Origin of the sequence: Streptomyces sp. NPDC021115, assembly GCF_044333065.1 — a bacterium.
GTDB lineage: Bacteria > Actinomycetota > Actinomycetes > Streptomycetales > Streptomycetaceae > Streptomyces.
Genome location: NZ_JBIRQF010000008.1, coordinates 35,879 through 60,966, shown reverse-complemented (window position 1 = coordinate 60,966; position 25,088 = coordinate 35,879). Strand labels below are relative to the sequence as shown.

General features: G+C 71.8%; 24 protein-coding genes and 1 pseudogene. 12 read left to right on the top strand and 13 right to left on the bottom strand.

Annotated features, from left to right (window positions below; all coding sequences use genetic code 11):
- Positions 1 to 10 precede the first annotated feature (10 nt).
- Both rocD and ACH4TL_RS24545 read right to left on the bottom strand, forming a co-directional pair.
- A complete protein-coding gene (gene rocD / locus ACH4TL_RS24550; RefSeq protein WP_398319518.1) occupies positions 11 to 1,237 on the bottom strand; it encodes an ornithine--oxo-acid transaminase in 1,227 nt (408 codons plus the stop codon).
- Between the two features lie 498 nt (positions 1,238 to 1,735).
- Positions 1,736 to 2,293 (bottom strand): annotated as a pseudogene (locus ACH4TL_RS24545) (RNA polymerase sigma factor); the annotation flags it as partial.
- 190 nt (positions 2,294 to 2,483) lie between these two features.
- Between ACH4TL_RS24545 and trpS the strand changes: the two are divergent.
- The 3 genes from trpS (at position 2,484) to ACH4TL_RS24530 (ending at position 5,437) form a co-directional block, all read left to right on the top strand.
- Positions 2,484 to 3,497: a tryptophan--tRNA ligase gene (gene trpS, locus ACH4TL_RS24540; protein WP_398319521.1), complete on the top strand. Its 1,014-nt coding sequence runs from the start codon at positions 2,484 to 2,486 to the stop codon at positions 3,495 to 3,497.
- Between the two features lie 213 nt (positions 3,498 to 3,710).
- Positions 3,711 to 4,322 (top strand): 2'-5' RNA ligase family protein, encoded by a 612-nt coding sequence (locus ACH4TL_RS24535; RefSeq protein ID WP_398319524.1) that lies wholly within the window; start codon positions 3,711 to 3,713, stop codon positions 4,320 to 4,322.
- A 140-nt stretch (positions 4,323 to 4,462) separates the two neighbouring features.
- Entirely contained in the window at positions 4,463 to 5,437 is a 975-nt protein-coding gene (locus ACH4TL_RS24530; protein ID WP_398319527.1) for a YihY/virulence factor BrkB family protein, read from the top strand.
- 1 nt (position 5,438) lies between these two features.
- Here ACH4TL_RS24530 and ACH4TL_RS24525 read toward each other — a convergent pair whose 3' ends face one another.
- Entirely contained in the window at positions 5,439 to 6,785 is a 1,347-nt protein-coding gene (locus tag ACH4TL_RS24525) for a D-alanyl-D-alanine carboxypeptidase family protein (protein ID WP_398319530.1), read from the bottom strand.
- 10 nt (positions 6,786 to 6,795) lie between these two features.
- Here ACH4TL_RS24525 and ACH4TL_RS24520 point away from each other — a divergent pair, with 10 nt between their 5' ends.
- Positions 6,796 to 7,047 (top strand): SCO4848 family membrane protein, encoded by a 252-nt coding sequence (locus ACH4TL_RS24520; protein WP_055547269.1) that lies wholly within the window; start codon positions 6,796 to 6,798, stop codon positions 7,045 to 7,047.
- Positions 7,048 to 7,107: 60 nt separating this feature from the next.
- Positions 7,108 to 8,388, top strand: coding sequence for a metallophosphoesterase (locus ACH4TL_RS24515; RefSeq protein WP_398319533.1), 1,281 nt, complete (start codon positions 7,108 to 7,110; stop codon positions 8,386 to 8,388).
- A 39-nt stretch (positions 8,389 to 8,427) separates the two neighbouring features.
- Here the strand turns inward: ACH4TL_RS24515 and ACH4TL_RS24510 are convergent, their stop codons facing one another.
- The 6 genes from ACH4TL_RS24510 to ACH4TL_RS24485 form a co-directional block, all read right to left on the bottom strand.
- Positions 8,428 to 9,876 (bottom strand): APA family fibronectin-binding glycoprotein, encoded by a 1,449-nt coding sequence (locus ACH4TL_RS24510; RefSeq protein WP_398319536.1) that lies wholly within the window; start codon positions 9,874 to 9,876, stop codon positions 8,428 to 8,430.
- Between the two features lie 148 nt (positions 9,877 to 10,024).
- Positions 10,025 to 10,798 (bottom strand): succinate dehydrogenase iron-sulfur subunit, encoded by a 774-nt coding sequence (locus ACH4TL_RS24505; RefSeq protein ID WP_398319539.1) that lies wholly within the window; start codon positions 10,796 to 10,798, stop codon positions 10,025 to 10,027.
- Complete coding sequence (gene sdhA, locus ACH4TL_RS24500) at positions 10,798 to 12,552, bottom strand: succinate dehydrogenase flavoprotein subunit (RefSeq protein ID WP_398319543.1); 1,755 nt, start codon at positions 12,550 to 12,552, stop codon at positions 10,798 to 10,800. The genes ACH4TL_RS24505 and sdhA overlap by 1 nt, the downstream gene beginning before the upstream one ends.
- 24 nt (positions 12,553 to 12,576) lie before the next feature.
- Positions 12,577 to 13,047: a succinate dehydrogenase hydrophobic membrane anchor subunit gene (locus ACH4TL_RS24495; RefSeq protein WP_398319546.1), complete on the bottom strand. Its 471-nt coding sequence runs from the start codon at positions 13,045 to 13,047 to the stop codon at positions 12,577 to 12,579.
- Between the two features lie 5 nt (positions 13,048 to 13,052).
- On the bottom strand, positions 13,053 to 13,433 hold the full coding sequence (gene sdhC, locus ACH4TL_RS24490) for a succinate dehydrogenase, cytochrome b556 subunit (protein ID WP_398319549.1): 381 nt from the start codon (positions 13,431 to 13,433) through the stop codon (positions 13,053 to 13,055).
- 156 nt (positions 13,434 to 13,589) lie between these two features.
- A complete protein-coding gene (locus ACH4TL_RS24485; protein WP_398319552.1) occupies positions 13,590 to 14,192 on the bottom strand; it encodes a 2-oxo-4-hydroxy-4-carboxy-5-ureidoimidazoline decarboxylase in 603 nt (200 codons plus the stop codon).
- 170 nt (positions 14,193 to 14,362) lie between these two features.
- On the opposite strand from ACH4TL_RS24485, the gene ACH4TL_RS24480 reads away from it, so the two are divergent.
- The 4 genes from ACH4TL_RS24480 (at position 14,363) to ACH4TL_RS24465 (ending at position 19,285) form a co-directional block, all read left to right on the top strand.
- A complete protein-coding gene (locus tag ACH4TL_RS24480; RefSeq protein ID WP_398319555.1) occupies positions 14,363 to 16,015 on the top strand; it encodes a glycoside hydrolase family 20 protein in 1,653 nt (550 codons plus the stop codon).
- A 535-nt stretch (positions 16,016 to 16,550) separates the two neighbouring features.
- Positions 16,551 to 17,450 carry a DUF4328 domain-containing protein gene (locus tag ACH4TL_RS24475; protein ID WP_398319729.1) on the top strand — a complete coding sequence of 300 codons (900 nt, stop codon included), beginning with the start codon at positions 16,551 to 16,553 and terminating at the stop codon, positions 17,448 to 17,450.
- Between the two features lie 57 nt (positions 17,451 to 17,507).
- Positions 17,508 to 18,152, top strand: coding sequence for an RNA polymerase sigma factor (locus ACH4TL_RS24470; protein WP_398319732.1), 645 nt, complete (start codon positions 17,508 to 17,510; stop codon positions 18,150 to 18,152).
- Positions 18,152 to 19,285 carry a hypothetical protein gene (locus ACH4TL_RS24465; RefSeq protein WP_398319558.1) on the top strand — a complete coding sequence of 378 codons (1,134 nt, stop codon included), beginning with the start codon at positions 18,152 to 18,154 and terminating at the stop codon, positions 19,283 to 19,285. The genes ACH4TL_RS24470 and ACH4TL_RS24465 overlap by 1 nt, the downstream gene beginning before the upstream one ends.
- Before the next feature lie 176 nt (positions 19,286 to 19,461).
- Here ACH4TL_RS24465 and ACH4TL_RS24460 read toward each other — a convergent pair whose 3' ends face one another.
- Positions 19,462 to 20,370, bottom strand: coding sequence for a peptidoglycan-binding protein (locus ACH4TL_RS24460; RefSeq protein ID WP_398319561.1), 909 nt, complete (start codon positions 20,368 to 20,370; stop codon positions 19,462 to 19,464).
- Between the two features lie 133 nt (positions 20,371 to 20,503).
- On the opposite strand from ACH4TL_RS24460, the gene ACH4TL_RS24455 reads away from it, so the two are divergent.
- Both ACH4TL_RS24455 and ACH4TL_RS24450 read left to right on the top strand, forming a co-directional pair.
- Positions 20,504 to 22,087, top strand: coding sequence for a methylmalonyl-CoA mutase (locus ACH4TL_RS24455; protein ID WP_398319564.1), 1,584 nt, complete (start codon positions 20,504 to 20,506; stop codon positions 22,085 to 22,087).
- 39 nt (positions 22,088 to 22,126) lie between these two features.
- Positions 22,127 to 22,339 (top strand): hypothetical protein, encoded by a 213-nt coding sequence (locus tag ACH4TL_RS24450; protein ID WP_055546847.1) that lies wholly within the window; start codon positions 22,127 to 22,129, stop codon positions 22,337 to 22,339.
- A 15-nt stretch (positions 22,340 to 22,354) separates the two neighbouring features.
- On the opposite strand, the gene ACH4TL_RS24445 is transcribed toward ACH4TL_RS24450, so the two are convergent.
- On the bottom strand, positions 22,355 to 23,065 hold the full coding sequence (locus tag ACH4TL_RS24445; protein ID WP_398319567.1) for a B3/4 domain-containing protein: 711 nt from the start codon (positions 23,063 to 23,065) through the stop codon (positions 22,355 to 22,357).
- Between the two features lie 52 nt (positions 23,066 to 23,117).
- Entirely contained in the window at positions 23,118 to 23,255 is a 138-nt protein-coding gene (locus ACH4TL_RS24440) for an SCO1431 family membrane protein (protein WP_398319570.1), read from the bottom strand.
- A 169-nt stretch (positions 23,256 to 23,424) separates the two neighbouring features.
- Between ACH4TL_RS24440 and ACH4TL_RS24435 the strand changes: the two genes are divergently transcribed.
- On the top strand, positions 23,425 to 24,819 hold the full coding sequence (locus tag ACH4TL_RS24435) for an amidase (RefSeq protein WP_398319573.1): 1,395 nt from the start codon (positions 23,425 to 23,427) through the stop codon (positions 24,817 to 24,819).
- On the opposite strand, the gene ACH4TL_RS24430 is transcribed toward ACH4TL_RS24435, so the two are convergent.
- Entirely contained in the window at positions 24,816 to 25,028 is a 213-nt protein-coding gene (locus ACH4TL_RS24430) for a hypothetical protein (protein WP_398319576.1), read from the bottom strand. The two genes, ACH4TL_RS24435 and ACH4TL_RS24430, sit on opposite strands and share 4 nt — an antisense overlap.
- Positions 25,029 to 25,088 lie beyond the last annotated feature (60 nt).

The following is a 25,088-nucleotide window of genomic DNA, read 5'->3' as shown; positions in this document are numbered from 1 at the left end:
AGAAATCTGATCATTCCGACAGCACCGCCCTGAGCTGGTCCAGGGCCCAGTCCAGATCCTCCTTGCCGATCACCAGGGGCGGTGCGATCCGGATGGTGGACCCATGGGTGTCCTTGACCAGCACCCCGCGGTCCATCAGCCGCTCGGAGATCTGCCGCCCGGTGCCGCGCGACGGCTCGATGTCCACACCGGCCCACAGCCCACGCCCCCGCACCGCCTCCACCGCCGCGCCGTCCGCCATCCGTGCCAGCTCCCGGTGCAGATGCTCGCCCAGCTCCGCCGCGCGCCCCTGGAACTCCCCGGTCCGCAGCATGGCGATCACCTCCAGCGCGACCGCGCAGGCGAGCGGATTGCCGCCGAACGTCGAGCCGTGCTCACCGGGGTGGTGGACGCCCAGCACCTCGGCGGAGGACACCACCGCCGACACCGGCACCACCCCGCCGCCCAGCGCCTTGCCCAGCACGTAGACATCCGGCACGACGCCCTCGTGCTCACAGGCGAAGGTCTTCCCGGTGCGGCCCAGGCCCGACTGGATCTCATCGGCCATGAACAGCACGCCCCGCGCCCGGGTCAGCTCCCGCACCCCGGCCAGATAGCCGGGCGGCGGCACCAGCACCCCCGCCTCGCCCTGGATGGGCTCCAGCAGGACGGCGACCGTCTCCCCGGCCCCGGCGTCGAGCGCCGCCTCCATCGCCGCCAGATCCCCGTACGGCACGATGTCGAACCCCGGGGTGTACGGGCCGTGGTCCGCGCGGGCCTCCGGATCGGTGGAGAAGCTGATGATCGTGGTCGTGCGGCCGTGGAAGTTGTTGTCCGCGACGATGATCCTCGCCCGCCCGTCGGGCACGCCCTTGACCCGGTAGCCCCATTTGCGGGCGGTCTTGATCGCCGTCTCGATCGCCTCCGCGCCGGTGTTCATGGGCAACACCGTCTCCATGCCGCACAGCGCGGCCAGCTCGGTGCAGAACGCGGCGAACCGGTCGTGGTGGAACGCGCGCGAGGTGAGCGTGACCCGCTCCAGCTGTGCCTTGGCGGCGTCGATCAGCCGCCGGTTGTGGTGCCCGAAGTTGAGCGCGGAATACCCGGCGAGCAGATCCAGATACCGGCGGCCTTCGACGTCGGTCATCCACGCCCCCTCGGCGGAGGCGACGACGACCGGAAGCGGATGGTAGTTGTGCGCGCTGTGGGCCTCGGCGGCCTCGATGGCGCGCTCCGAGGGGCGTTCGGTCGAGTTCAAGACGTTCCTCCGTTCTGGGACATCACCGACGGGCTGGGGACACCATCGAGGGTCTGTGACATCAGCGAGGGTCTTCCGACACCACCCAGGGTGCGGGGTGCGCACCGTGACCGGCGAGCCGAGCGGCGCGCCGGGCAGCGTCAGGGCCGTGGCCGCTGGGACGGGGGCGGGCTGTCGCGTCGCCGCCGGTCCGCCGACCGGCCGAGGGTGCCCGTGGGCCCCTGCCCCGCCTCCAGGCCGGGCAGGTCCCGCCACCACTGCTCCTCATCGATCCGGAGCCGGTTTTCGGGCGCCGCGCGATCCGGCGGGCCCACGATCCGGGCCAGCACCCGCTCGACCAGCGTCTCGCCGCTCACCGACGGCACGCCGGGTGCCAGGGGGCCGTCCGCCGGTGGGTCGGCGGGTGCTGGCTCCTCCAGTGCGCGCCCGAGCGCCCTCAGCTCGCCGGGCAGCCCTTCCCCGTCCATCCCCTATGCCTCCCTGCCGTGATTGCTGTGTCTGTCGTGTCTGCTGTGCCCGCACCGGGGCGTCCGCCTCCAGCAGCAGCTCCAGCCGCCGCAGCGCGCGGCTCAGCCGCGACTTCACCGTGCCGCGCGGCCAGCCCAGGGCTGCCGCGGTCTCCGCCTCGTCCAGATCCAGCAGATAGCGATAGGTGACCACCCATCGCTGCGGCTCGCTCAGCTCGTCCAGCGCGGCCATCAGCCGCGCCCGCCGCTCGTCCGCGAGCGCCACGGCCGCCGGATCCGCGCTCTCCGGTATCGCCGGATCGGCCCCGCGCATCGCGCCTTCCCGGTCCACCGCCGTCTGCTGCCGACGCGCCGAGCGCACCGCGTTCCGCGTCTCATTGGCGACGATCCGCAGCAGCCACGGCCGGAACGCCGCGTCGCCCCGGAAGGTGCCCAGCGCGAGATACGCCTTCACGAAGGCGTCCTGCACCACGTCCTCGGCGTCCGCGCCCGCGCCCATCAGCGCCGCGGTGCGCAGCGCTATCGGTGCGTGGGCGCGCACCAGCTCGGCATACGCCTCGGTCTCCCCGGCCCGCACCCGGGCGATCACGCCCGCGTCCGGCCCGGCCGCGTCCTGCGCTGCGTCCGGTCCCGCGTCCAGCTCTGCCGCGTCCCGTGCTGCTTCCAACCCTGCTTCGTCCTGCGCGACGAGGTCCCCCTCCCGCGCCCCCTCACGAGTCCTCACACCTTTGATACACCGGCGGACCGAGTCCGGTTCCACACCTGAGAGAATGGGTGGCATGGCCCTTGATCGTCCCCGTGCGCTCTCCGGTATCCAGCCCACCGCAGGCTCCTTCCACCTCGGGAACTACCTCGGTGCGATCCGGCAGTACGTCGCGCTGCAGGAGACCCACGACGCGTTCTACACCGTCGTCGACCTGCACGCGATCACCGTTCCGCAGGATCCGGCGGAGCTGCGAGCCAACAGCAGGCTCGCCGCAGCCCAGCTGCTCGCCTCCGGTCTCGACCCGGACCGCTGCACGCTCTTCATCCAGAGCCATGTGCCCGAGCACGCCCAGCTCGGCTGGGTGATGAACTGCCTCACCGGCTTCGGCGAGGCGTCCCGCATGACCCAGTTCAAGGACAAGTCGGCCAAGCAGGGCGCCGACCGGTCGACCGTCGGCCTCTTCACGTACCCGATCCTCCAGGTCGCGGACATCCTGCTCTACCAGGCCAACCACGTGCCCGTCGGCGAGGACCAGCGCCAGCACATCGAGCTGACCCGTGATCTCGCCGACCGTTTCAACGGCCGCTTCGGCGAGACCTTCACCGTCCCCGCCCCGTTCATCGTCAAGGAGACCGGGAAGATCTACGATCTCCAGGACCCGACGATCAAGATGAGCAAGTCGGCCTCCACCCCCAAGGGCATCGTCAACCTCCTCGACGAGCCGAAGGTCTCCGCGAAGAAGATCAAGAGCGCGGTCACCGACCTGGAGACCGAGATCCGCTTCGACGAGGAGAAGAAGCCCGGCGTCAGCAATCTGCTGACCATCTACTCCACCCTCACCGGCAGCTCGATCGCGGATCTGGAGTCCCGGTACGAGGGCAAGGGGTACGGCGCGCTCAAGACCGACCTGGCCGAGGTGCTGGTCGAGTGGGTGACGCCGTTCCGCGAGCGGACCCAGGAATACCTGGCGGACCCGGGGACGTTGGACGGAATCCTGGCCAAGGGGGCGGACAAGGCGCGTGCCGTCGCCGCCGAGACGCTGGCGCTCGCCTACGACAAGGTGGGGTTCCTGCCCGCGGCGCGCTGAGCGTCAGGGGGGCCTCCCCGCGAGCCCCGGGGCGTGCGCGCCCCGGGCGATCGCCGGTGGAGTGTACAGCGGCCCACCGCTGACCAGGGGGTTCTTCGGCCCGTGTGCCGAAGAATCGTGGAATCTAGCCGCGAAGGCGGCACAGCCGCCACACTGGCACCGGTGCAGCGGACTGAAGGCCAGCAGCCCGGGAGGGCCAGGAGGGAGAACGCAGTGGGGACCGTAACGCTCGGCGTTTCGATCGCGGTCCCGGAGCCGTACGGCAGCTTCCTCCAGGAGCAGCGCGCGGGCTTCGGGGACCCGGCCGCTCACGGCATCCCCACGCATGTCACCCTCCTGCCGCCGACCGAGGCCGACGCCGCGGCGCTGCCCGCGGTCGAGGCCCATCTGGCCCAGGTCGCGGCGGAGGGGCGGCCGTTCTCGATGCGGCTTGAGGGGACGGGGACCTTCCGCCCGATCTCGCCCGTCGTCTTCGTCAACATCGTCGAGGGCGCGGAGGAGTGCATGGCGCTCCAGGAGCGGATCCGGGCGCCGCACGGGCCGTGCGCCCGTGAGCTCCTGTTCCCGTACCACCCGCACGTCACCGTCGCGCACGGCATCGGCGAGGAGGCCATGGACCGGGCGTTCGCGGAGCTGAAGGACTTCGAGGCGGCCTGGACGATCAACGGCTTCGCGCTGTACGAGCAGGGGGCGGACGGGGTGTGGCGGCTGGACCGCGAGTACCCCTTCGGCTCCGGCGGTTCGGGCGAACCACCCGAGACGGCCGCCCCCGTGGTGCCCCGTCAGGTCGATCTCACCCGCCCCGCGGCCCCCTCGCCCTGGTAGCCCCGGCCCGCCGTCCGACAGAAGCAAGCGGAAGCGAGCAGAAGCGGTCGGCGGAATGGAGTAGCGGCAGTCGTGGAGTAGCGGAGAAACGGGAACCCGCCGCCGAGGAGTAAAAATCGGCGGAAGGGTAGTTGTTGATCATGGACTGGCTGACCCGGTTGCCGCTCATCGGCCCCGCCCTCACCCGGCTGACGCGTACCCATGCCTGGCGTTCGTACGAACGGCTGGACCGCGTCCACTGGACCCGTCTCGCGGCCGCGATCACCTTCATCAGCTTCCTCGCCTTCTTCCCCCTCGTCACCGTGGGGGCGGCCATCGGCGCCGCGACGCTCACCGAGTCGCAGATGCATCAGCTCCAGCGGAAGGTCGCCCAGCAGATCCCCGGCATCTCCGGTCAGCTCGATCTGAGCAGTCTGATCCAGAACGCCGCGACCATCGGGATCGTCGCGGGCGCCCTGCTGCTGTTCACCGGCATCGGGTGGGTGGGCTCGCTGCGCGAATGCCTGCGCGCCGTCTGGGAGCTGGAGGAGGATCCCGGCAACCCGGTGGTGCGCAAGCTCAAGGACGGCCTGGTGCTCCTCGGCCTGGGCGGCGTCGCCCTCGCCTCGTTCGCGGTCTCGACGCTGGCCGTCACCGTCGTCCACCGGGTGACGCAGCTCCTCCACATCCCCGAGTACGGGGTGGGCGGCTGGCTGCTGTGGATCGCCGCGTTCCTGATCGCCGTCGTGGCCGACTTCCTGCTGCTGTGCTACGTCCTGACCTGGCTGCCCAGGGTCGAGCCGCCGCGCCGGCGGGTCGTGGTCGCCGCGCTCATCGGCGCGATCGGCTTCGAACTGCTGAAGCTGCTGCTGAGCAGCTATCTGCGGGGGGTGGCGGCCAAGAGCATGTACGGGGCGTTCGGCGTGCCCATCGCGCTGCTGCTGTGGATCAACTTCACCGCGAAGCTCACCCTGTACTGCGCCGCCTGGACCGCCACCGGATCGGCCACCGAGGAGACGGGCGAAGAGCCTGAGGAGGAAGGTCCGGAAGAGCAGGAAGGGGAGCCGGAGAAGAGCGGACCGGACACGCTCGGGCCGAGCGGCCGGGACGAAGGCCCCGGCCGCTCGGCGGCGTGACTCAGCCCCGGCGCGGCCAGCGGCGGGTCACCGCGAACGCCACCGCGCCCAGCACGGCCAGCGAACCGACCGCGATCCCGGCCGCCGTCCACATGCCGCCCGAGCCGCCGCCCGAGACGGACGCCTGGGTGTGCTCGTCGCCCTTCTTCGCGCCGTCCGCCGAGGCATGGCTCTGGTTCAGGCCCGCCTGTCCGGGGCGGACGAGGGTGCCGACCGGATTCACGGAGTCCGCCGCGTCGAACCCCCAGTCGAACAGCTTCGCCGTCTCCTTGTAGACCCCGAAGGGCTCCGGCTTCTGCGGGTTCATGACCGTGACGAGCAGGACCCGTTTGCCGCGCTGGGCCACGCCGGTGAAGGTGGAGCCCGCGTTGCTCGTATAGCCGTTCTTGACCCCCGCCAGGCCCTTGTACTGCTTGACGTCGATGCCGGTCAGCAAGCGGTCGGTGTTCTGGATCCCGAAGCTCATGCGGACCTTCTTGCCCTTTTTATCCTTTTTATATTCCCCCGGGAACTGGGCGGTCGCCGTCGAGCAGTACTCCCGGAAGTCCGCCTTCTGGAGCCCGGACCTGGCGAACAGCGTGAGGTCGTACGCGCTGCTGTACTGGCCCTTCTCGTCGTAGCCGTCCGGCGTGACGACATGGGTGTCCAGCGCGTTCAGCTGTTTGGCGTGCGCCTGCATGTCCCGCACGGTCGCCGGGACGCCGCCGTTCATCGCGGACAGGACGTGCACCGCGTCGTTGCCCGAGCGCAGGAAGACGCCAAGCCACAGGTCGTGCACCGTGTAGCTGAGGTTCTCCTTCACCCCGACCAGGCTGCTGCCCGCGCCCATCCCGGCCAGGTCCGACGTCCGCACCGTGTGCTTCTGCGTCTTGGGGAACTTCGGCAGCACGGTGTCCGCGAACAGCATCTTCAGCGTGCTCGCGGGCGGCAGCTGCCAGTGGGCGTTGTGCGAGGCCAGCACGTCGCCCGTCTCGGCGTCCGCGACCATCCAGGACTTACCGCTCAGCTCCGTCGGCAGCGCGGGCGCGCCCTTCTTCGGGTCCACCTGGGTGCCGGGCCGGCCGAGCCGTGCCCCGCCCACCGTGGACATCCGGGCGGGAGGCTTCGCGGCCTCGGCTCCCTGGGCGCCGCCCGGGTCGTCGGCGGCGAGCGCGGGAGAGGTGGACAACAGGGTGGACAGCAACAGGGCTGCGGTGACAGCCAGCGGCGCGGCGGCGCCTCGCGACGTGAAGGTGTTCGAAGAGATCGGCACGTCTGCGAACGTACCCGCAGCCGCCACGGACGGCGAAAGCACCGCCGTCTTATGGGTGGTGGACCCCCGCGTGGAGGCATGCGTTCCGGTGCCCATACTGGAGACCATGAAGCTCAGCCGCCCCGTGTCCTGGTTCCTGCTCGCCTTCGGGGTCTGGAGCTGGGTCATCTGGTTCACCTTTGTCAAAAACTTGTGGAAGGACGCCAGTGGGCTCGCTTTCGACGACGCAGGCGACCCCACCGCGTACTTTTGGGTGCATCTGCTGCTCGCGATCACGTCCTTTCTCCTGGGGACGGCCATCGGGGTGATCGGGTTGCGTGGGTTGCGCGCTCTGCGCCGAAATGACGCCGAAGAGTAGCCATTCAGACAGCTCCACAGCCGAATAACAGCTCCACAGCCGCATAGGGGAGGACCGGGGATGGTCGTGCTCTTCGTCCTGATCGCACTGGCCGTCGTCGGTCTGCTCGTCGGCGTGCACTGGTACGTGTGGCGGCGGCTGATCCGCGACACGACGGCGCCCGGCGGGGCGGCACGCCGTACGGGCACGGTGGCGGCCTTCGCGCTTCCGCTGATCACCGTCGGGGCCCTGGTCGCGAGCCGCACGGGCGTGCCCTTCCCGCTCCAGCGGGTGCTGGCCTGGCCGGGGTATCTGTGGCTGGCGCTGCTGCTGTATCTGACCCTGGCCCTGCTGGTCGGCGAGGCGGTACGCCCCCTCCTGCACGCCTGGCTGAAGCGCCGCCCGGCACCCGAAGCCGCCGCCGCACCGGCCCCCGCTCCCGCTCCGGCCCCGGTGCCCGCCGCCGCGCCGGGAGGCCCGGCCCCCGAGGCACCTCAGGCGCCCCAGCCGCCTCAGGTGGCCGAACCGGTCCGTACGGCCCCGCGGCGGCTGTTCGTCGCCCGGGCCGTGGCCGCGGGCGCGACTGCGGCGGCCGCCGGGACGGTCGGGTACGGGACGTACACCGTGCTGCGCGGGCCGCGGGTCAAGCGGGTCACCGTGCCGCTGGCGAAGCTGCCGCGCCGCGCCCACGGCTTCCGGATCGCCGTCGTCAGCGACATCCACCTCGGCCCGGTCCTCGGCCGCTCGCACACCCGGCGCGTGGTCGAGACGATCAACCGTACGAACCCCGACCTCATCGCCGTCGTCGGCGATCTCGTGGACGGCAGCGTCGCGGACCTCGGCCCGGCCGCCGAGCCGCTGCGCGGGCTGCGCAGCCGTCTGGGGAGCTTCTTCGTCACCGGGAACCACGAGTACTTCTCCGGCGCGCGGCAGTGGGTCGACCACGTCCGCGAGCTCGGCGTCCGCCCGTTGGAGAACGAGCGCGTCGAGCTGCCCTGGTTCGACCTCGCCGGGGTGAACGACGTGGCGGGGGAGGACGAGGGGCAGGGGCCCGACTTCGAGCGGGCGCTCGGCGACCGCGACCGGGCACGGGCGTCCGTCCTGCTGGCCCATCAGCCGGTGGTGATCGACGACGCGGTGGAGCGCGGCGTCGACCTCCAGCTGTCCGGCCATACGCACGGCGGGCAGCTGTGGCCGGGCGAGTACGTCGCGGCGCTGGCCAACCCCACCGTGGCGGGGCTGGAGCGGTACGGCGACACCCAGCTCTACGTCACCCGCGGCGCGGGCGCCTGGGGCCCGCCGGTGCGGGTCGGGGCGCCGCCGGACGTCACCGTCGTGGAACTGGCCTCGACCCGCGCTTGAGCCAGGACGCCTCCCGGCCCTTCGGAGCCGGCACGCCTCCTAGCCCTTCGTCTGCTCGAAGGAGCCGAGGAAGATGCCGAGCGCCTGCTTGTTCTCCTTGGCGTTCCAGTCGCCCGCCGGGGTGGTCCAGCGGATGGAGAAGCCGCGGCCGTCGCCGACCAGGAAGCCGCGGCCGAACGTGCGGAGCCGGTCCTGCCCGACCGCGGTGCTCCACTCCATGTCGGCGGCCTTCCACTTGCGGTAGTCGACCCGGCGGATGTCGTCGATCCGCTGGAAGCCGGGGTACAGCTTCTCGATCGTCGGGATCAGGCGCTTCCAGCCGTCGACGGGGTCCTGTTCGGGGCCCTTTCCGAAGGTCACCACCAGATTGCGGTCGTCGCCCTCCGCGGCGAACTTGATGTGGAAGCGCGAACCGCTCTTGACCTGCTTCCAGCCCTTGGGGAGGTCGATCGAGAACCCGCCCGCCTCGCTCTCGTAGCGGTAGTAGCCGGGCGGCGGCGGGTCGTCGGGGCCGGGGTAGGCGCCGCCGCCGGAACCGGCGGGCGGGGGAGCGGACGAGGACGGCGGGGGCTGGCCGGGGGCGGACGACCCGGGCGGGGCGGAATCCCCGGGGGTGGAGGGCGGGGGGTCCTCGCGCGGCAGGCTCGGGGGCGCTCCGCCCGGCGGCGGGGCGGAGGGGGAGGCGTCGGAGGCGCGGTTGTCGCCGCCGGTCAGGCCGCTGGTGGTGGTCAGGGCCAGTACGGAGGCCGCCGTTCCGAGGACCAGGGTCGCGATGGTTAGCGCGAACGGGCCGCCCCTGCGCCCCCCGCGCCCAGCGCCGCGCCCCCCGCCCCCGCCGCCGCGCCGCGCCGACGGGAACCACGCCTCGTACGTATTGCGCAGCCACGGCATGCGCGGCGCCGCGCTGATCACGACGGGCTCGCCCTCGTTCAGGATGCGCTCCAGGGCCTGGCGCACCACCGGGGCGGTCAGCCGCTCCTTCGGATCGTCGCGCAGCAGCCCGTGGATGACCTGGACCAGCGGCCCGGCGTGCGGCGGGGGCGGTACGGGCTCCTCCCGGATCACCCGCAGCGTCTCCTCAGGGGAGGCCCGGCCCCGGTGCGGCGGGCGGCCCTCGACCATGGCGAACAGGACCGCGCCCAGCGCCCACATGTCGGACGCGGCGCACGCGCCGGTGGCGCGCGCCTGCTCAGGGGAGGCGTACGCGGGGTCGGTGACCTGCCGGGACGGCTCGGTGCCGACATGGCCGAAGCCGGAGAGGACGACCTCGCCGTCGGAACGCAGCAGGACCCGCGCGGGGCTGATGTCACCGTGGACGATGCCCGCGCGATGGGCGGAGTCGAGGACGGCGAGGAGTTGCAGCCCGATGCGGGTGGCGCGGACCGGATCGAGCCCGCCGCGCCATGCGAGTTCGTCACTTAACGGGCGGCTGTCGCTCATGGGCCGGCCGGTTCGTTCCTCAGCGCCGCGCTCCTGCGTGCCGGTCACGCTTTCACCCCTTGATGAACGTGCCCCATCCACCCTCTTCCCCAGGAGGTACGTCGAGGTCGCAGCGGGCGTTCAACGGCTGTGAAAACGCTATGGGCCCGCCCCCGGACGAGGGGGCGGGCCCATGCGGTACGGCACTACAGGCGGCTCAGAAGCGACGCGTGATCAGCGCGCGCTTCACCTCCTGGATGGCCTTGGTGACCTCGATGCCACGGGGGCATGCGTCGGTGCAGTTGAAGGTGGTGCGGCAGCGCCAGACGCCGTCCTTGTCGTTCAGGATCTCCAGACGCTGCTCACCGCCCTCGTCGCGCGAGTCGAAGATGAAGCGGTGCGCGTTGACGATCGCCGCCGGGCCGAAGTACTGGCCGTCGTTCCAGAACACCGGGCACGAGGAGGTGCACGCGGCGCACAGGATGCACTTGGTGGTGTCGTCGAACCGCTCGCGGTCCTCGGCGGACTGCCGGCGCTCGCGCGTCGGCTCGTTGCCCGTCGTGATCAGGAAGGGCATCACATCGCGGTACGCCTGGAAGAACGGCTCCATGTCCACGACCAGGTCCTTGAGGACCGTGAGGCCCTTGATGGGCTCGACCGTGATGGGCTTTTCCGGGTTGATGTCCTTGATCAGCGTCTTGCAGGCCAGCCGGTTGCGGCCGTTGATCCGCATGGCGTCGGAGCCGCAGATGCCGTGGGCGCAGGAACGGCGGAAGGTGAGGGTGCCGTCCTCGTCCCACTTGATCTTGTGGAGGCCGTCGAGGACGCGCTCCTTGGGGTCGATGTCGAGCTGGAAGTCCTCCCAGTACGCATCGGCCGCGATCTCCGGGTTGAACCGCCGGATCCGGAAGGTGACCGTGATCGTGTGCGAGGCGGTGGCGTCGGCCGGCTCCGGGGCCTGGTCGGTCTTCTCAAGCGTGGGGGTGCTCATCAGTACTTACGCTCCATCGGCTGGTAGCGGGTCTGCACGACCGGCTTGTAGTCGAGGCGGATGGACTCGGAGCCGTCCGCGCCCACCTCTCGGTACGCCATGGTGTGCCGCATGAAGTTGACGTCGTCGCGGTTCGGGTAGTCCTCGCGGTAGTGGCCGCCGCGCGACTCCTTGCGGGCCAGCGCGGAGATGGCCATGACCTCGGCCAGGTCGAGCAGGTTGCCCAGCTCGAGGGCCTCCAGCAGGTCGGTGTTGAACCGCTTGCCCTTGTCCTGGACGGAGCAGTTCTTGTAGCGCGCGCGCAGGCTGCCGATCTCCTCGACGGCCTCCTTGAGCGTCTGCTCGGTGCGGAAGACCATGACGTTCTTGTCCATGGTCTCCTGGAGCGCCCGGCGCACCTCGGTGATCCGCTCGGTGCCGGTGGCGTCGCGCAGGTTCTCGACCTGGTCGCGGACGAACCCGGCGGGGTCCTCGGGGAGTTCGACGAAGTCGGCCGTGGCGGAGTACTCGGCGGCGGCGATGCCCGCCCGGCGGCCGAAGACGTTGATGTCGAGCAGCGAGTTGGTGCCCAGCCGGTTGGCGCCGTGCACGGACACGCACGCGACCTCGCCCGCGGCGTAGAGGCCCGGCACGACGGTGTCGTTGTCGGACAGCACCTCGCCCTCGACGTTGGTCGGGATGCCGCCCATCGTGTAGTGCGCGGTGGGCTGGATCGGGATCGGGTCGGTGTACGGCTCGATGCCCAGGTAGGTGCGCGCGAACTCGGTGATGTCCGGCAGCTTGGCGTCCAGCTGCTCCGGCGGCAGGTGGGTCAGGTCGAGGAAGACGTGGTCGCCCTCGGGACCGCAGCCGCGGCCCTCGCGGATCTCCGTGTAGATGGAGCGGGAGACCACGTCGCGCGAGGCGAGGTCCTTCATGACCGGCGCGTACTTCTCCATGAAGCGCTCGCCGTCCTTGTTGCGGAGGATGCCGCCCTCACCGCGGGCGCCCTCCGTCAGCAGGATGCCCATGCGCCAGATGCCGGTCGGGTGGAACTGGAAGAACTCCATGTCCTCCAGCGGCAGTCCGCGCCGGTACGCGACGGCCTGGCCGTCACCGGTGAGGGTGTGCGCGTTGGAGGTCACCTTGAAGAACTTGCCGCAGCCGCCGGAGGCGAAGACGACAGCCTTCGCCTGGAAGACGTGCAGCTCGCCGGTGGCCAGCTCGTACGCCACGACGCCCGCGGTGCGCTTGACCCCGTCGACCTCGGTCATCAGGAGGTCCAGGACGTAGAACTCGTTGTAGAACTCCACGCCCTCCTTGACGCAGTTCTGGTACAGCGTCTGGAGGATCATGTGGCCGGTGCGGTCCGAGGCGTAGCAGGACCGGCGGACCGGGGCCTCGCCGTGGTTACGGCTGTGGCCGCCGAAGCGGCGCTGGTCGATCGTGCCGTCCGGGGTCCGGTTGAACGGCAGGCCCATCTTCTCCAGGTCGAGGACCGAGTCGATGGCCTCCTTCGCCAGGATCTCGGCGGCGTCCTGGTCGACCAGGTAGTCGCCGCCCTTGATCGTGTCGAAGGTGTGCCACTCCCAGTTGTCCTCCTCGACGTTCGCGAGGGCGGCGGCCATGCCGCCCTGGGCGGCGCCGGTGTGGGAGCGGGTGGGGTACAGCTTGGTGAGCACCGCCGTACGGCTGCGCTTCGTCGACTCGATGGCCGCGCGCATACCGGCGCCGCCGGCGCCCACGATGACGGTGTCGTACTTGTGGATCTTCATGAGTGGATACCTCAGCCCCGGGGCCTAGCGGATGTTCGGGTCGAAGGTGAAGATCACCAGGGTGCCGAGCACGATGGTGAATCCGGCCGCCGTGTAGAGCAGCCCCTTCAGCCACAGGCGGGTGTTGTCCCGCTCCGCGTAGTCGTTGATGATCGTGCGCAGGCCGTTCGCGCCGTGCAGCGTGGCGAGCCACAGCATGATCAGGTCCCATGCCTGCCAGAACGGCGAGGCCCAGCGGCCGGCCACGAAGGCGAAGCCGATCTTGGTGACACCGCCGTCCAGCACCAGCTGGATCAGCAGATGGCCCAGGACGAGGACGACCAGGACGATGCCGGACAGGCGCATGAAGAGCCAGCCGTACATCTCGAAGTTCGTACGGGTCGCCTTGGGCGTCTTGCGGGTGCGGGCCCGCGGCGGCTCGATGACCGGGGCCGGGTGGTCCACGTCGTACGCGCTGACCGCGTCGTTCGCGGGGGTGGTGGTCTCGGCGGACATGTGCGTCAGCTCCCGAACAGTTCGCGCAGCGTGTGCTGGAGGACCGGGTAGAAGGCACTGGCCATCAGCACGGCCCAGATACCGACGACGGCCCACAGCATCTGGCGCTGGTACTTCGCGCCCTTCGACCAGAAGTCGACGGCGATGACACGCAGGCCGTTGAGGGCGTGGAACAGGATGGCGGCCACCAGGCCGTACTCCATCACGTTCACGATGGGCGTCTTGTACGTCGCGACCACGTCGTCGTACGCCTCGGGGGACACCCGGACGAGAGAGGTGTCCAGGACATGTACGAACAGGAAGAAGAAGATGAGGACGCCGGTGACTCGATGAGCCACCCAGGACCACATGCCTTCCCGGCCGCGGTACAGCGTTCCAGCCGGCACGGAAAACCCTCCGGAAGCGGGGACTGGGGCCTGCCGGCTTGCTGTCGGTCGGGCCCGGCCGGGTACGGTCCACCGGCCCTGGCCATCGTAGCGACGTGCTGTCGGAACCTTCGCGCGGGGGGCTCGGGTGTGATCAAAGAGGCACAGGTGGGCGCGCTATACCGGGCGGAATCCGGTGATATCCGGCATGGCGGCACCCGGAGCGGTCAGTCGGGTGAGCCGCCCGCGGGCGATGCGGCGCAGCTCCTCGGCGGCGTTGACCCGCTCCTCCTCGGGATCGTTCCCCAGCCGGTCCCGGATTCCGGTCAGCAGCCGGTCCAGCGTCTCCTCGGGGGCCAGGCCGTCCAGGCAGATCACGAACGCGTGGCCGAACCGCTGCTCGTACGCGGCGTGCGCGGCGCGTAACGCGGTGTGTGCCGCCAGTGCGCCGACCCCGGTCTCGGCGGGCAGCGGATGGCCGGTCATGGACTCGTCGGCCAGCGCCTCGGCGAGATCGGCCGGGGTGAGGTCGTAGCTCGCCTCGTCCCCGGCGGCCAGCAGCGCGCTGAGATCGGGATACGGGCGGTGGTCCGCGATCAGCCGGGCCCAGCGGCGGCTGCCGCAGCAGGAGAGCAGCGCCGCCTCGGCGGCGTCGGCGGTCAGGCGGTTGAGCCGGTCGAGGCCGTGGGTGTCGCGGGTGTCGCGGGTGTCGCGGGACCCGGGACGGGGTCTGGGGCTGGACCTGGACAGCGTGGACTCCTTGGGCGCGCGGGGACACACGGGGGCGCGTGGGGGAGGTGTGCTGGGGGCGTGAGCAGTTCACGCTAACGACGTGGAGAGGCCAGTGTGGCGCAGAGAGCGTAAATTCACTCGTAGGGGGACGTTTTATGGCGTGAAGTAGACAGGGGTGTGACGGAGGCAGCAGGACCGCAAGAGGTGAGGTGCGCGTCATGGGGTTGCCCGTCAGAGCCGCCACCAGGGCGGCCATCCTCCGCGGCGGCGTCGCCGGTGCCGCCGCGACCGTCGTCCTCGTCGGCCTCGGCTGCCAGCAGACGCAGTCCACCCAGCACGGCACGGCCTCCCCGCGGGCGCCCACCCTCCCCACACGGCAGCACACCACCGCCACCCACGCCACCTCGCCGCCCGCCTCGACCCCGGCGACCCCGCTGCCCTCGGCCGCGCCCCGCACGATCCCCTCCGTCCGCGACTTCACCCCGCGGTCAGGGCCCGGCTGGAAGCCCGGTAAGAACAGCCGGGTGGTCGCCGACCTCAAGGGCCCGCTCGCCGACGAGGCCCGCATGATCGCCGGCGAGCTGGGGCTGCACACCGCCTCCGGCACCCCGCACCGCGGCGATCTGTCCCTCGCCGTCGCGCCGGGCCAGGGCGGCGGCGCCGAGGGGTACACGCTCACCGTCCACAAGGGCAGCGCCCGCGTCACCGGCCCGGCCACCGCGGGCGTCTTCTACGGCACCCGGACCGTGAAGCAGGCCCTTGCTTACGGCGGCAAGCTCCCCGAGGGCGTCATCCACGACCGCCCGGACCGCCCCCAGCGCGGGCTGAACCTCGACATCGCGCGCAAGTTCTACACCGCCAGCTGGATCGAGGCGCGGCTGCGCCAGATGGCCGACCTCAAGCTCAACCAGCTGGGCCTGCACTTCTCGGACGACCAGGGATTCCGTATCCAAAGCGATACCCACCCCGAGATCGTCTCGGCGCAGCACCTCACCAAGGCCCAGGTCCGGCGGATCGTCGGGCTGGCTCAGCAGCTGCACATCACGGTCGTCCCCGAGATCGACTCGCCCGGCCACCTCGGCGCGGTGATCCGGCAGCATCCGGAGCTCCAGCTGCGCAACGCGAGCGGCACCACGTTCCAGGGTGACGTGGACATCTCCAAGCCCGCGTCCGCGCGGATCGTGGACCAGCTGATGCGCGAGTACGCCCCGCTCTTCCCCGGCCGCTACTGGCACCTGGGCGCCGACGAATACCTGGCGCTCACGGTCAAGAACCCCGAGGCGTCGTTCCCGCAGCTCGTCGCAGCCGCCCAGCGCAAGTACGGCTCCCGGGCGACGGTCCAGGACCTGGCCACCGGCTGGCTGAACGACCGGGCGGCGGTCGCCCGCTCGCTCGGCAAGGAGCCCAAGGCGTGGAACGACGGCTTCTTCAGCGGCGGCGTCGTCCAGCCCGACAAGAACATCGAGGTCGAGTACTGGACCGGCCGCACCAAGTGGCCCGCCAGGCCGCCCGTGGAGTATCTGCGCGAGGGCCGCAAGGTGGTGAACCTCAACTCCGAATACCTCTATTACGTGCTCGGCGAGCCGAACGGCTTCTACTACCCCACCGGCAAGCGCATCTACGACGAATGGACCCCCGGCACCCTGCGCGGGACCCAGCCCGTCTCCGACAAAAAGCTGACCGGCCCGAGCCACGTCCTCGGTGGCCGCTTCGCCGTCTGGTCCGACCAGCCAGGGGCCCAGACCGAACAGCAGGTGGCCAAGGGCATCCGGCTGCCGCTCGCCGCGCTCTCCCAGCGCCTGTGGGACCCCGGTACGCCCCCGCTGAACTGGTCCGCCTTCACCCGCCTCGCCGACCAGCTGGGGGTCTGAGCAGCACGGAAGACCCGAAAGGGCGGGAAGGCGCGGGAAGCGCGCGGAAAAGGTGAGGAGCGTGAGAAGGCGGTGCGCGGGGGCTGGAGGGACGGCCGGGGCCGCCACCCCCCACAGGAGAGGCCCCGACCGCCGTCCAGCTCGGGCCCGCGAAGGCCCGTGCTCCTTATAGCGTCGCACGCTTCGAATGCGTCACACCCGCCGCGGACGCGAAACCTGACCGTTACGGTCACGGGCGCGGGCACACCAGGCGTGTCCATGCCCTGGGCCGACTCTGGACGGGACCGGCCGGATGCCCGTAACGTGCAGGTCCGCGCTGCGGGCGCGGTCAGATTTATTTTCTCGCGTGGTTCCGATCGGGCCACGTCCCCAGGGGGATCAAGAAATGTATCCGTGCGGGAACTGCCGCGCTTCAGCCGTCGGCCCCGACGGTCGCTGCGCGGCGTGCGGCACCTATCAGCAGCAGACGCAGCAGCATCAGGCTCCGGCCGCAGGGCCCGGCGGCTATGCCTATCCTGCCGCGCCGCCCGTGTCCATGCCCGCGGCGGGCGGCATGCCCCCGGGCGGTGTCGATCTGCGGCGCGGGCTGTCCACCACGCTCACCGTGCTGTTCTGCGCGACCATCGCCGTGCTGATCCTCGCGTTCATCGCCCGCGTCCAGCAGTACAGCCTCTTCGGTGACCTTCTGGACGGCGGCTCGTCGGTCTCCCCCGAGGAGGCCGACGACGCGGACAACTTCTACCGCGTGGCGCTGGTGCTGTCCTCGCTGGTCATGCTCTCGCTCGCCATCGTCTGGCCGATCTGGTTCCGGCGGCTGCGGCTGAACGCCGAGGTGTTCGCGCCGGGCCAGCACCGCTTCGGATCCGGCTGGGCGGCGGGCGCCTGGTTCACCCCCGTGGTCAGCCTGTGGTTCCCCAAGCAGATCGCCAACGACATCTGGCGCGCCAGCTCCCCGCAGGGCCCGCACCAGGTCAGCCGCGGTCTGCTCAACGGCTGGTGGGTGTGCTGGGTCATCAGCGGCCCGCTCTTCAGCAGCTCCCTCGTGCAGTGGAGCAACGCCCGGCAGCGGGCCATGGACGGCGGTCTCTTCGGGGCGCGGAGCGCCATCGAGGACATGCGGTCGGCGATCGGCATGAACTGCTTCGCGTACCTGGTCACCATCGCCGCCGCGATCCTCGGCCTGCTGGTCGTCCGCCAGATCACCGCGATGCAGGAGCAGCGCGCCGCGCTGCCGCCGCAGGCCCCGCAGGGCCAGATGCCGCCGTCCCCGTACGGCGTGCCCGCGGCCAACCCGTACGGCGGCGGCGCCCCCGGCAACCCGTACGGCGCGCCCGCCCCGTCCCCCTACGGCGGCGCCCCGCAGCAGCCGCCGATCGTTCCGCAGGCCCCGCCCGCCCCGCCGTCCGCGCCCAGCCCGCCGTACGGGCAGGGCTAGCGCGTCGGCCGCGGCAGTGCTGGACCGAGACTTCTCCGAGTGGGGCAGGAAGAGAGCGTGCAGGCGGACGACGCGGAACTGACCGCCGCGGTGAACGCGGCGCAGGCCGGAGACGAGACTGCCTTCCGGACCGTGTACCGATGTGTGCACCCCCGGCTGCTGGGCTACGTCCGCACCCTGGTCGGTGACGCCGACGCGGAGGACATCACCTCCGAGTCCTGGCTCCAGATCGCCCGCGACCTCGGACGGTTCAGCGGAGACGCCGACCGGTTCCGCGGCTGGGCCGCCCGCATCGCCCGCAACCGCGCCCTCGACCACATACGCATGCGCGGCCGCCGCCCGGTCATCGGCGGGGACGAGACCGAGCTGGAGACCCGGGCCTCCGAGGCCGACACCGCGGGTGAGGCGATGGAAGCCCTCGGCACCGGCCGCGCGCTCAGCCTCATCGCCCAGCTCCCGCAGGACCAGGCGGAGGCCGTCGTGCTGAGGGTGGTCCTGGGGCTGGACGCCAAGAGCGCGGCCGCGGTGCTCGGCAAGCGCCCCGGCGCCGTACGGACCGCGGCCCACCGCGGCCTGCGGCGGCTCGCCGATCTCCTCGGTGACACGCCTGTGCTCGATGGGATACCCGGGCAGCGTGAGACAGGGGTGGCCAGGTCCGCGGGTGTGACGGAATCGGGTGCGCCAACGCAGAAAGACATGTGATGGCCGACGACCACCGCTACAGCTGGCTGGATGACAAGGCCGCGGAGCGGCTGCTTCGCGGTGAACCGGTCGAGGGGCAGAACGGTGCCTCCGGCGACCGGGACGATCGGCCGTACGCCGAAGCGGAACGGCTGGCCGCCGTGCTCAGCGCCGTGGCCGGAGCCGCGCGCCGCCCGGGCGGCGCCGCCGCGGACGGCACGGCCCCGCTCCCCGGCGAGGAGGCGGCGGTGGCCGCCTTCCGCGCGGCGCGGGCCGAGCCGACGGTCGTTCCCCTTTCCATGGAAGGCCAGGTCGGCGCCAAGTCGACGCGCATAGCGCGTCGGCGGCGTCCGCTGCGCGCCGGCATGGTGGCCGCGATCGCCGGATGCGCGCTCAGCGGCTTCGCCGTCGCGGCGGCGGCCGGTGTGCTGCCCTTCGGGCACAGCGGCGGCACCCCGGGCCCGGGCGCGAGCGCGTCGGACACCGGCCCCGGTGACGGCGACTCGGCCCGGCCGGAGATCTCCGAGGGCGGCGGTACGTCGACGGGGCCCGACGGAGGCGGCTCGTCCGACGGCACCCAGGGCCGGGGCGTACCGGGCGACGGCGAGGGCCGCGGCAAGGACAAGCACGGCGAGCACGACCGGCGCGGCAAGGGCGGGCACGGCAAGCCGGACAAGTCCGGTAAGCCGGGGGCCTGGAAGACCGGCAACGGCCAGAGCAACGGCAACGGTCAGCGGGCCCTGGGGGCCTGCCGCCGCTACCTCGCGGCGGAGGCCGGTACCGGGCCCGACGTCGGCTGGAAGGCGCTGAAGAAGCTCCAGCAGGCGGCGGGCAGTCGCTCCGCCATCCACGATTACTGCGTCCAGCTCGTCGGCGACACCGATCCGCGCAGCGGCACCGACGACAACTCCGGTTCCGGTGACGACACCGGGAGCGACGACGGCGGGTCGTCCCACCCCGCGCCCCCGCCGCCGTCCGATGACGGTACGAGCGGTACGCCGAGCCCGGACCCCAGCCAGTCGGACACCCCGTCCAGCACCCTGTCCGGCACCACCTCGTCGTCGGGCGGTCCTTCCGCCAGTCCGTCCGCGACACCGTCCGGCTCCGCGGAGGCCACCAAGTCCGCGAAGCCCGCGAAATCCAGCGGATCCTGAGACCCACGGGAACCTGGTGTGACGTTTTTTTCAGGGGTGACGCTGTAAGAAACGGGCCGACTGGTCATCGGCCGCGCGGGAGCCGAGGTTCCCCCCGTACCGACGGCTCCGCGCATATGGCGCGGGCAGAGCACGTTCCCCCGGCTCTGCCCGCGCCCACTCTCACCGTGGCGGGCCTACTTGTAGACGACCACCTTGTCGCCCGCCTTCACCTGGTTGAAGACCGCCGCGATCTTCTTCTTGTCGCGGACGTTCACACATCCGTGCGACGCCCCGCTGTAGCCGCGGGCGGCGAAGTCGGCCGAGTAGTGCACCGCCTGGCCGCCGCTGAAGAACATCGCGTACGGCATAGGCGTGTGGTAGATCGTCGAGACGTGGTCCCGGCTCTTGAAGTTGACCTGGAAGAGCCCCTCCCGGGTCGGCGTGTACTGCGAGCCGAAGCGCACGTCCATGGCCGAGACGACCCGGCCGTTGATCATCCACGCCAGCGTGCGGCTGCCCTTGCTGATGCACAGCACCCGCCCGGTCAGGCACCGCGAGTCCGGCTTGGCCAGGGGGTTCGTGGTCGGCGGGTACAGCTCGTCGCGGGTGGGCGGGGTGGTGCGGGACCGCAGGGAGCTCCAGGTGCGGCTGTCCACCGAACCGGTGGCCGCCAGCCCGCGGGCGCGCTGGTACGAGGCGACGGACGCGCGCGTCACCGTGCCGAAGTAGCCGGTCGGGTTGCGGCCGAAGTGCCCGAGCTGGCGCAGCCGCGCCTGGAGTTCGCGCACCCGTTCGCCGCTGGTGCCGAACGCGACGACGGGCGGCGCCACCCGCGGCGCACCGCGTGGCTTCGCCGCGACCCGGGTGCGGGGCGGGGCGGCCCGGTGGGGCGTGGCCCGCGGGGTGTGGGTGAACGTGCGGTGCGGGCGCGGCGCTGCGGCCGGGGTGCGGGGCGCCGCGCTGACGGTGCTGGCGCCCGCGCGCGGCTCCGCTCTGGTATGTCGCTGTCCGTCCAGGGTCACCGTCTCGCCCCGGCAGCCCGCCAGGAGGGCCGCCGCGGCGGCCGTGGCGAGCGCGGTGCGGACGGCCGATCTTCCGTGCATGTATCCCCCTCTTCGCCGGTTCGTCGCCCGGAATGTTGCCCGGGGCTGCCGTGCGGTGAACATCGGCGCATGCTGTGAAGAAGGCCCTGAATGGGTACAAGGGCAGATATAAGCCACCAGAAGGCAGGGACCCATGGCGCGCGAGTCGGAGTCGGGCTTCCCGATCGAGCCGGTGTACGGGCCCGGTCGCGAGTGTGGCGTACCCGACGGGCTCGGCGAGCCCGGGGCGTACCCCTTCACCCGCGGCGTCTATCCGTCGATGTACACCGGCCGCCCGTGGACGATGCGTCAGTACGCGGGTTTCGGCACCGCCGCCGAGTCCAATGCCCGCTACCGGGAGCTGATCGCGCACGGCACCACCGGTCTGTCGGTCGCGTTCGACCTGCCCACCCAGATGGGCTACGACTCCGACGCGGCGCTCGCGCACGGTGAGGTCGGCAAGGTCGGCGTGGCCATCGATTCGGTGGACGACATGCGCGTCCTGTTCGACGGCATTCCGCTCGACCAGGTCTCGACGTCGATGACGATCAACGCGCCCGCCGCGCTGCTGCTGCTCCTCTATCAACTCGTCGCCGAGGAGCAGGGGGTGCCGGGGGAGCGGCTGACCGGCACCGTCCAGAACGACGTCCTCAAGGAGTACATCGCGCGCGGCACGTACATCTTCCCGCCCGCGCCCTCGCTGCGGCTCATCGCGGACATCTTCCAGTACTGCCGCGCCGAGCTGCCCAGGTGGAACACGATCTCGATCTCGGGCTATCACATGGCCGAGGCCGGTGCCTCGCCCGCGCAGGAGATCGCGTTCACCCTCGCGGACGGCATCGCGTACGTCCGCACGGCCCTCGCGGCGGGCATGGGCGTGGACGACTTCGCGCCGCGCCTCTCCTTCTTCTTCGTCTCCCGTACGACCCTCCTCGAAGAGGTCGCCAAGTTCCGCGCCGCGCGCCGGATCTGGGCGCGGGTGATGCGCGAGGAGTTCGGCGCGCGCGATCCGAAGTCGCAGATGCTGCGCTTCCACACGCAGACGGCGGGCGTCCAGCTCACCGCCCAGCAGCCCGAGGTGAACCTCGTCCGGGTCGCCGTCCAGGGGCTCGCGGCGGTGCTCGGCGGCACCCAGTCGCTGCACACCAACGCGTTCGACGAGGCCATCGCCCTGCCCACCGCCACCTCGGCCCGGCTCGCGCTGCGTACCCAGCAGGTGCTGGCGTACGAGACGGACGTCACGGCGACCGTCGACCCGTTCGCGGGCTCGTACGCGGTGGAGGCGCTGACCGACGCCGTCGAGGAGGCGGCGGTGGACCTGATGCGCCGGATCGAGGATCTGGGCGGCGCCGTGGCCGCCATCGAACGGGGCTTCCAGAAGGCCGAGATCGAGCGCAACGCGTACCGCGTCGCCCGCGAACAGGAGGCGGGGGAGCGGGTGGTGGTCGGTGTGAACCGGTTCCGGATCGACGCGGAGGAGCCGTACGAACCGCTGCGCGTGGACCCGGCCATCGAGGAGCGCCAGCGCGCCCGGCTCGCCCGCCTGCGGGCCTCCCGGGACCGGTCGGCCGTGGGCGCGGCGCTGTCGGCGCTGAAGAAGGCCGCCGAGAGTGAGCCGGGTACGGCCAATGTGCTCTACCCGATGAAGGACGCGCTCGCGGCGCGGGCCACGCTCGGCGAGGTGTGCGACGCGTTGCGGGAGGTGTGGGGCACGTATGTCCCGGCGGACGCGCGCTGAGCCGGCCTGCTGAGTGTGCGGGTGCGCGACACTGGGTTCATGTCTGCTCCCCGCCGCACCTGTCCGGTCTGCACCCGTGAGATCGCGGTGGTCGGCGGGCGCTTCGCCCGCCACGATCCGCCGGGCCGCCGCTCCGACTACGAGCTGGTCTCGTGCCCGGGGTCGCGGCGGATCGCGCCGCTGCTGACCACTCCGCCGAAGCTGTTCGGCGGGGACGAGCCGCCGACTCCGGGCCAGCAGCCGCTGTTCTGAGGACGGTCGAAAAGGTCAGCTCACCAGTCGTGAGGTGATCACGACGCCCGGGCTGGACTCCGTCAGCGCCTCGCTGAGCCGGTCACCGGCCGCCGTCAGCGCGGCGTCGTCCATCGGGCCGAGCGCGTCCAGGACGAACATGGCCCGGGTGGTGTCGTGGGTGAGCCGGGTGCGGGTGCACTGGCGCCAGTTCCAGCGGCGGCAGGTGACGCCCGCGTCGTCCCGCCACACGACCTCGCCGGGCGAGGGGTGCTCCACGGCCGGTTCGCCGCTCGCCGTCGTCTCGAACGCCTCGTCGCCCGTGGCGCGCACCAGCCGGGCCGCGCCGGTGTAGTGGTCGAGGTCCTCGCCGCCCAGCGGGAGCACATGGGCGACCGAGATCGCGTTGTAGAGGTCGGTCAGCCGGTCCACCCGCGGCAGTCCGGCGCCCGCCCGGCGCAGCAGCGCCTCCGCGCTGGGCCGGGTGCGCTGCGGCTTGGCGCCGAAGGCGCGGAACGCCTCGCGCCATGCGGCCAGATGCGGATGCTCCTCGACCGGACCGTCCCCGAAGCGCTCGCGCGCCTCCGTCTCGGCGGCGGACAGCCACTTCTCGCTCAGCTCGTCACTGGGCCCGGGGCGCAGGCCCTCGGCGGTGATGAGCAGCGCGCGGTAGTCGGGGCGCAGGGCGTGGACGGCGGGATCGACGGTGGCGGATGCGAGCCAGTGGGATGCGGTGGACGTCGTCATGCGGTCCACTATGACATACGTTTCGGTGCAGTTTTGTGTACTGGGTGCGGGGCTAGAACAGGCCGAGGTGTGCGGCGAACATCGCCATCACGACGGCCAGGACCCAGCCGATGGCGTGCTCCACGAGCTTGTCGTGGTCGTCGGAACCGGAGGGACCGCCGGTGCGGGCGTGGACCGCGATGTGGGTCATGCGGGTCGTCCTTGCTGCTTGGTGTCTTGCTGCTTGGCGTGGGCCAGGAGGATGGTGATGATGGTGATGAAACGGGCAACCACTGTTGCCCAGGGTGCGCGGCCGCCCCTCCTCGGGTAAAGGGGGAGTGGCCTAACTCACCTATCCGTGAGCATGAGGAGGATCATCGTTGACCAGCGTCATTCCGAAGGGGCTTGGCGAGCAGGTCAGGGCGCTGGCCGACGGCGAGGTGACCTCGCGGGCGCTGGTCGAGCAGGCGCTGCGCCGCATCGCCGAGACCCAGGCCACGCTCAACGCCTTCCGGCGCGTCCGGGCCGAGGCCGCGCTGCGCGAGGCCGGCGACGCCGACCGGCGGCTGGCGGGCGGTGAGCGGTTGCCGCTCCTCGGGGTGCCGGTCGCGGTCAAGGACGACACGGATGTGGCGGGCGAGCCGACCGCGTTCGGCTGCTGCGGTGACTTCCCGGCCAAGGCGGAGGACGGCGAGGCGGTGCGGCGGCTCCGGGCCGCCGGGGCCGTGATCGTCGGCAAGACCAACACGCCCGAGCTGGGCCAGTGGCCGTTCACCGAGGGCCCCGCCTTCGGCGACACCCGCAACCCCTGGAACCTCGACCGCACCCCCGGCGGCTCCTCCGGCGGCGCCGCGGCCGCCGTCGCCGCCGGGCTGGTCCCCGCCGCGCTCGGCTCGGACGGCGCTGGCTCGGTCCGTATCCCCGCCGCCTGGACCCATCTCGTCGGCATCAAGCCGCAGCGCGGCCGGATCTCCACCTGGCCGGACGCCGAGTCCTTCCACGGCATCACCTGCAACGGCCCCCTCGCCCGCACCGTCGCCGACGCCGCCCTGCTGCTCCACGCGGCCAGCGGCAACCGCGACGGCGACCTGCACTGTCCGGAACCGATCGACGTGCTGTCCGCCCCGGGCCGCGACCCGGGGCGGCTGCGGATCGCCCTGTCGTTCAAGCCCGCCTTCACGGGCACGCCGAAGAGCCTGGACCCGGCCGTCCGCGCCGCCGTGACCCATCTCGCCGAACGGCTCGCCGCCCTCGGCCACGACGTCGAGGAGGCCGAGCCGCGCTACGGCGCCGTCGGGCTCTCCTTCCTGCCGCGCGCCACGGGCGGCCTGTGCGAATGGGCGGGCCGCGTCCCCGATCCGCTCCTGCTGGACGTACGCACCCGCGCCGCCGCCCGCAACGGCCGCCTCCTGCGCGGCACCCTGCGGCTGGCCCGCGCCGCCGAGGAGCCGCTGCGGCGCCGGGTCGGCGCCATCTTCCGGCGGTACGACGTCGTCCTCTCCCCGACCACCGCCACCCCGCCCCTGCGGATCGGCGCCATGGCCCGGCTGTCCGGCTGGGCCACCGACCGCGCGATGATCGCGGCCTGCCCGTACGCCTGGCCCTGGAACGTCCTCGGCTGGCCCGCCGTCAACGTCCCGGCGGGCTTCGCCGACCCCGCCGCCACCCTCCCCCTGGGCGCCCAGCTCCTGGGTCCGGCGTCCAGCGAGCCCCTGCTGATCGCGCTGGCCGCGCAATTGGAGGCCGACCAGCGCTGGTACGAACGCTGGCCCTAGCCCGCGTCCCCCGCGTGCCGGGCGCGGGCCCGCTCCAGCGCGGCGTCGAAGTCGCGCTGGGTGTCGTCGCACCAGTGCATCAGATCGGCGAGCAGCAGCCGCAGGGTCTCGCCGGGGCTGCGGCGCCAGCCGTCCGCGGAGAGCGTGTAGGTCTGCACGGCCTCGTTGGCGCGTCGCACGGCCTCTTGGTGTGCGCTCGGCGTCGTCATGCCCGTGTGTCCTCTCGTCACTCGTCCAATGAAACTGAAACGCATTGTATATTTGCAACA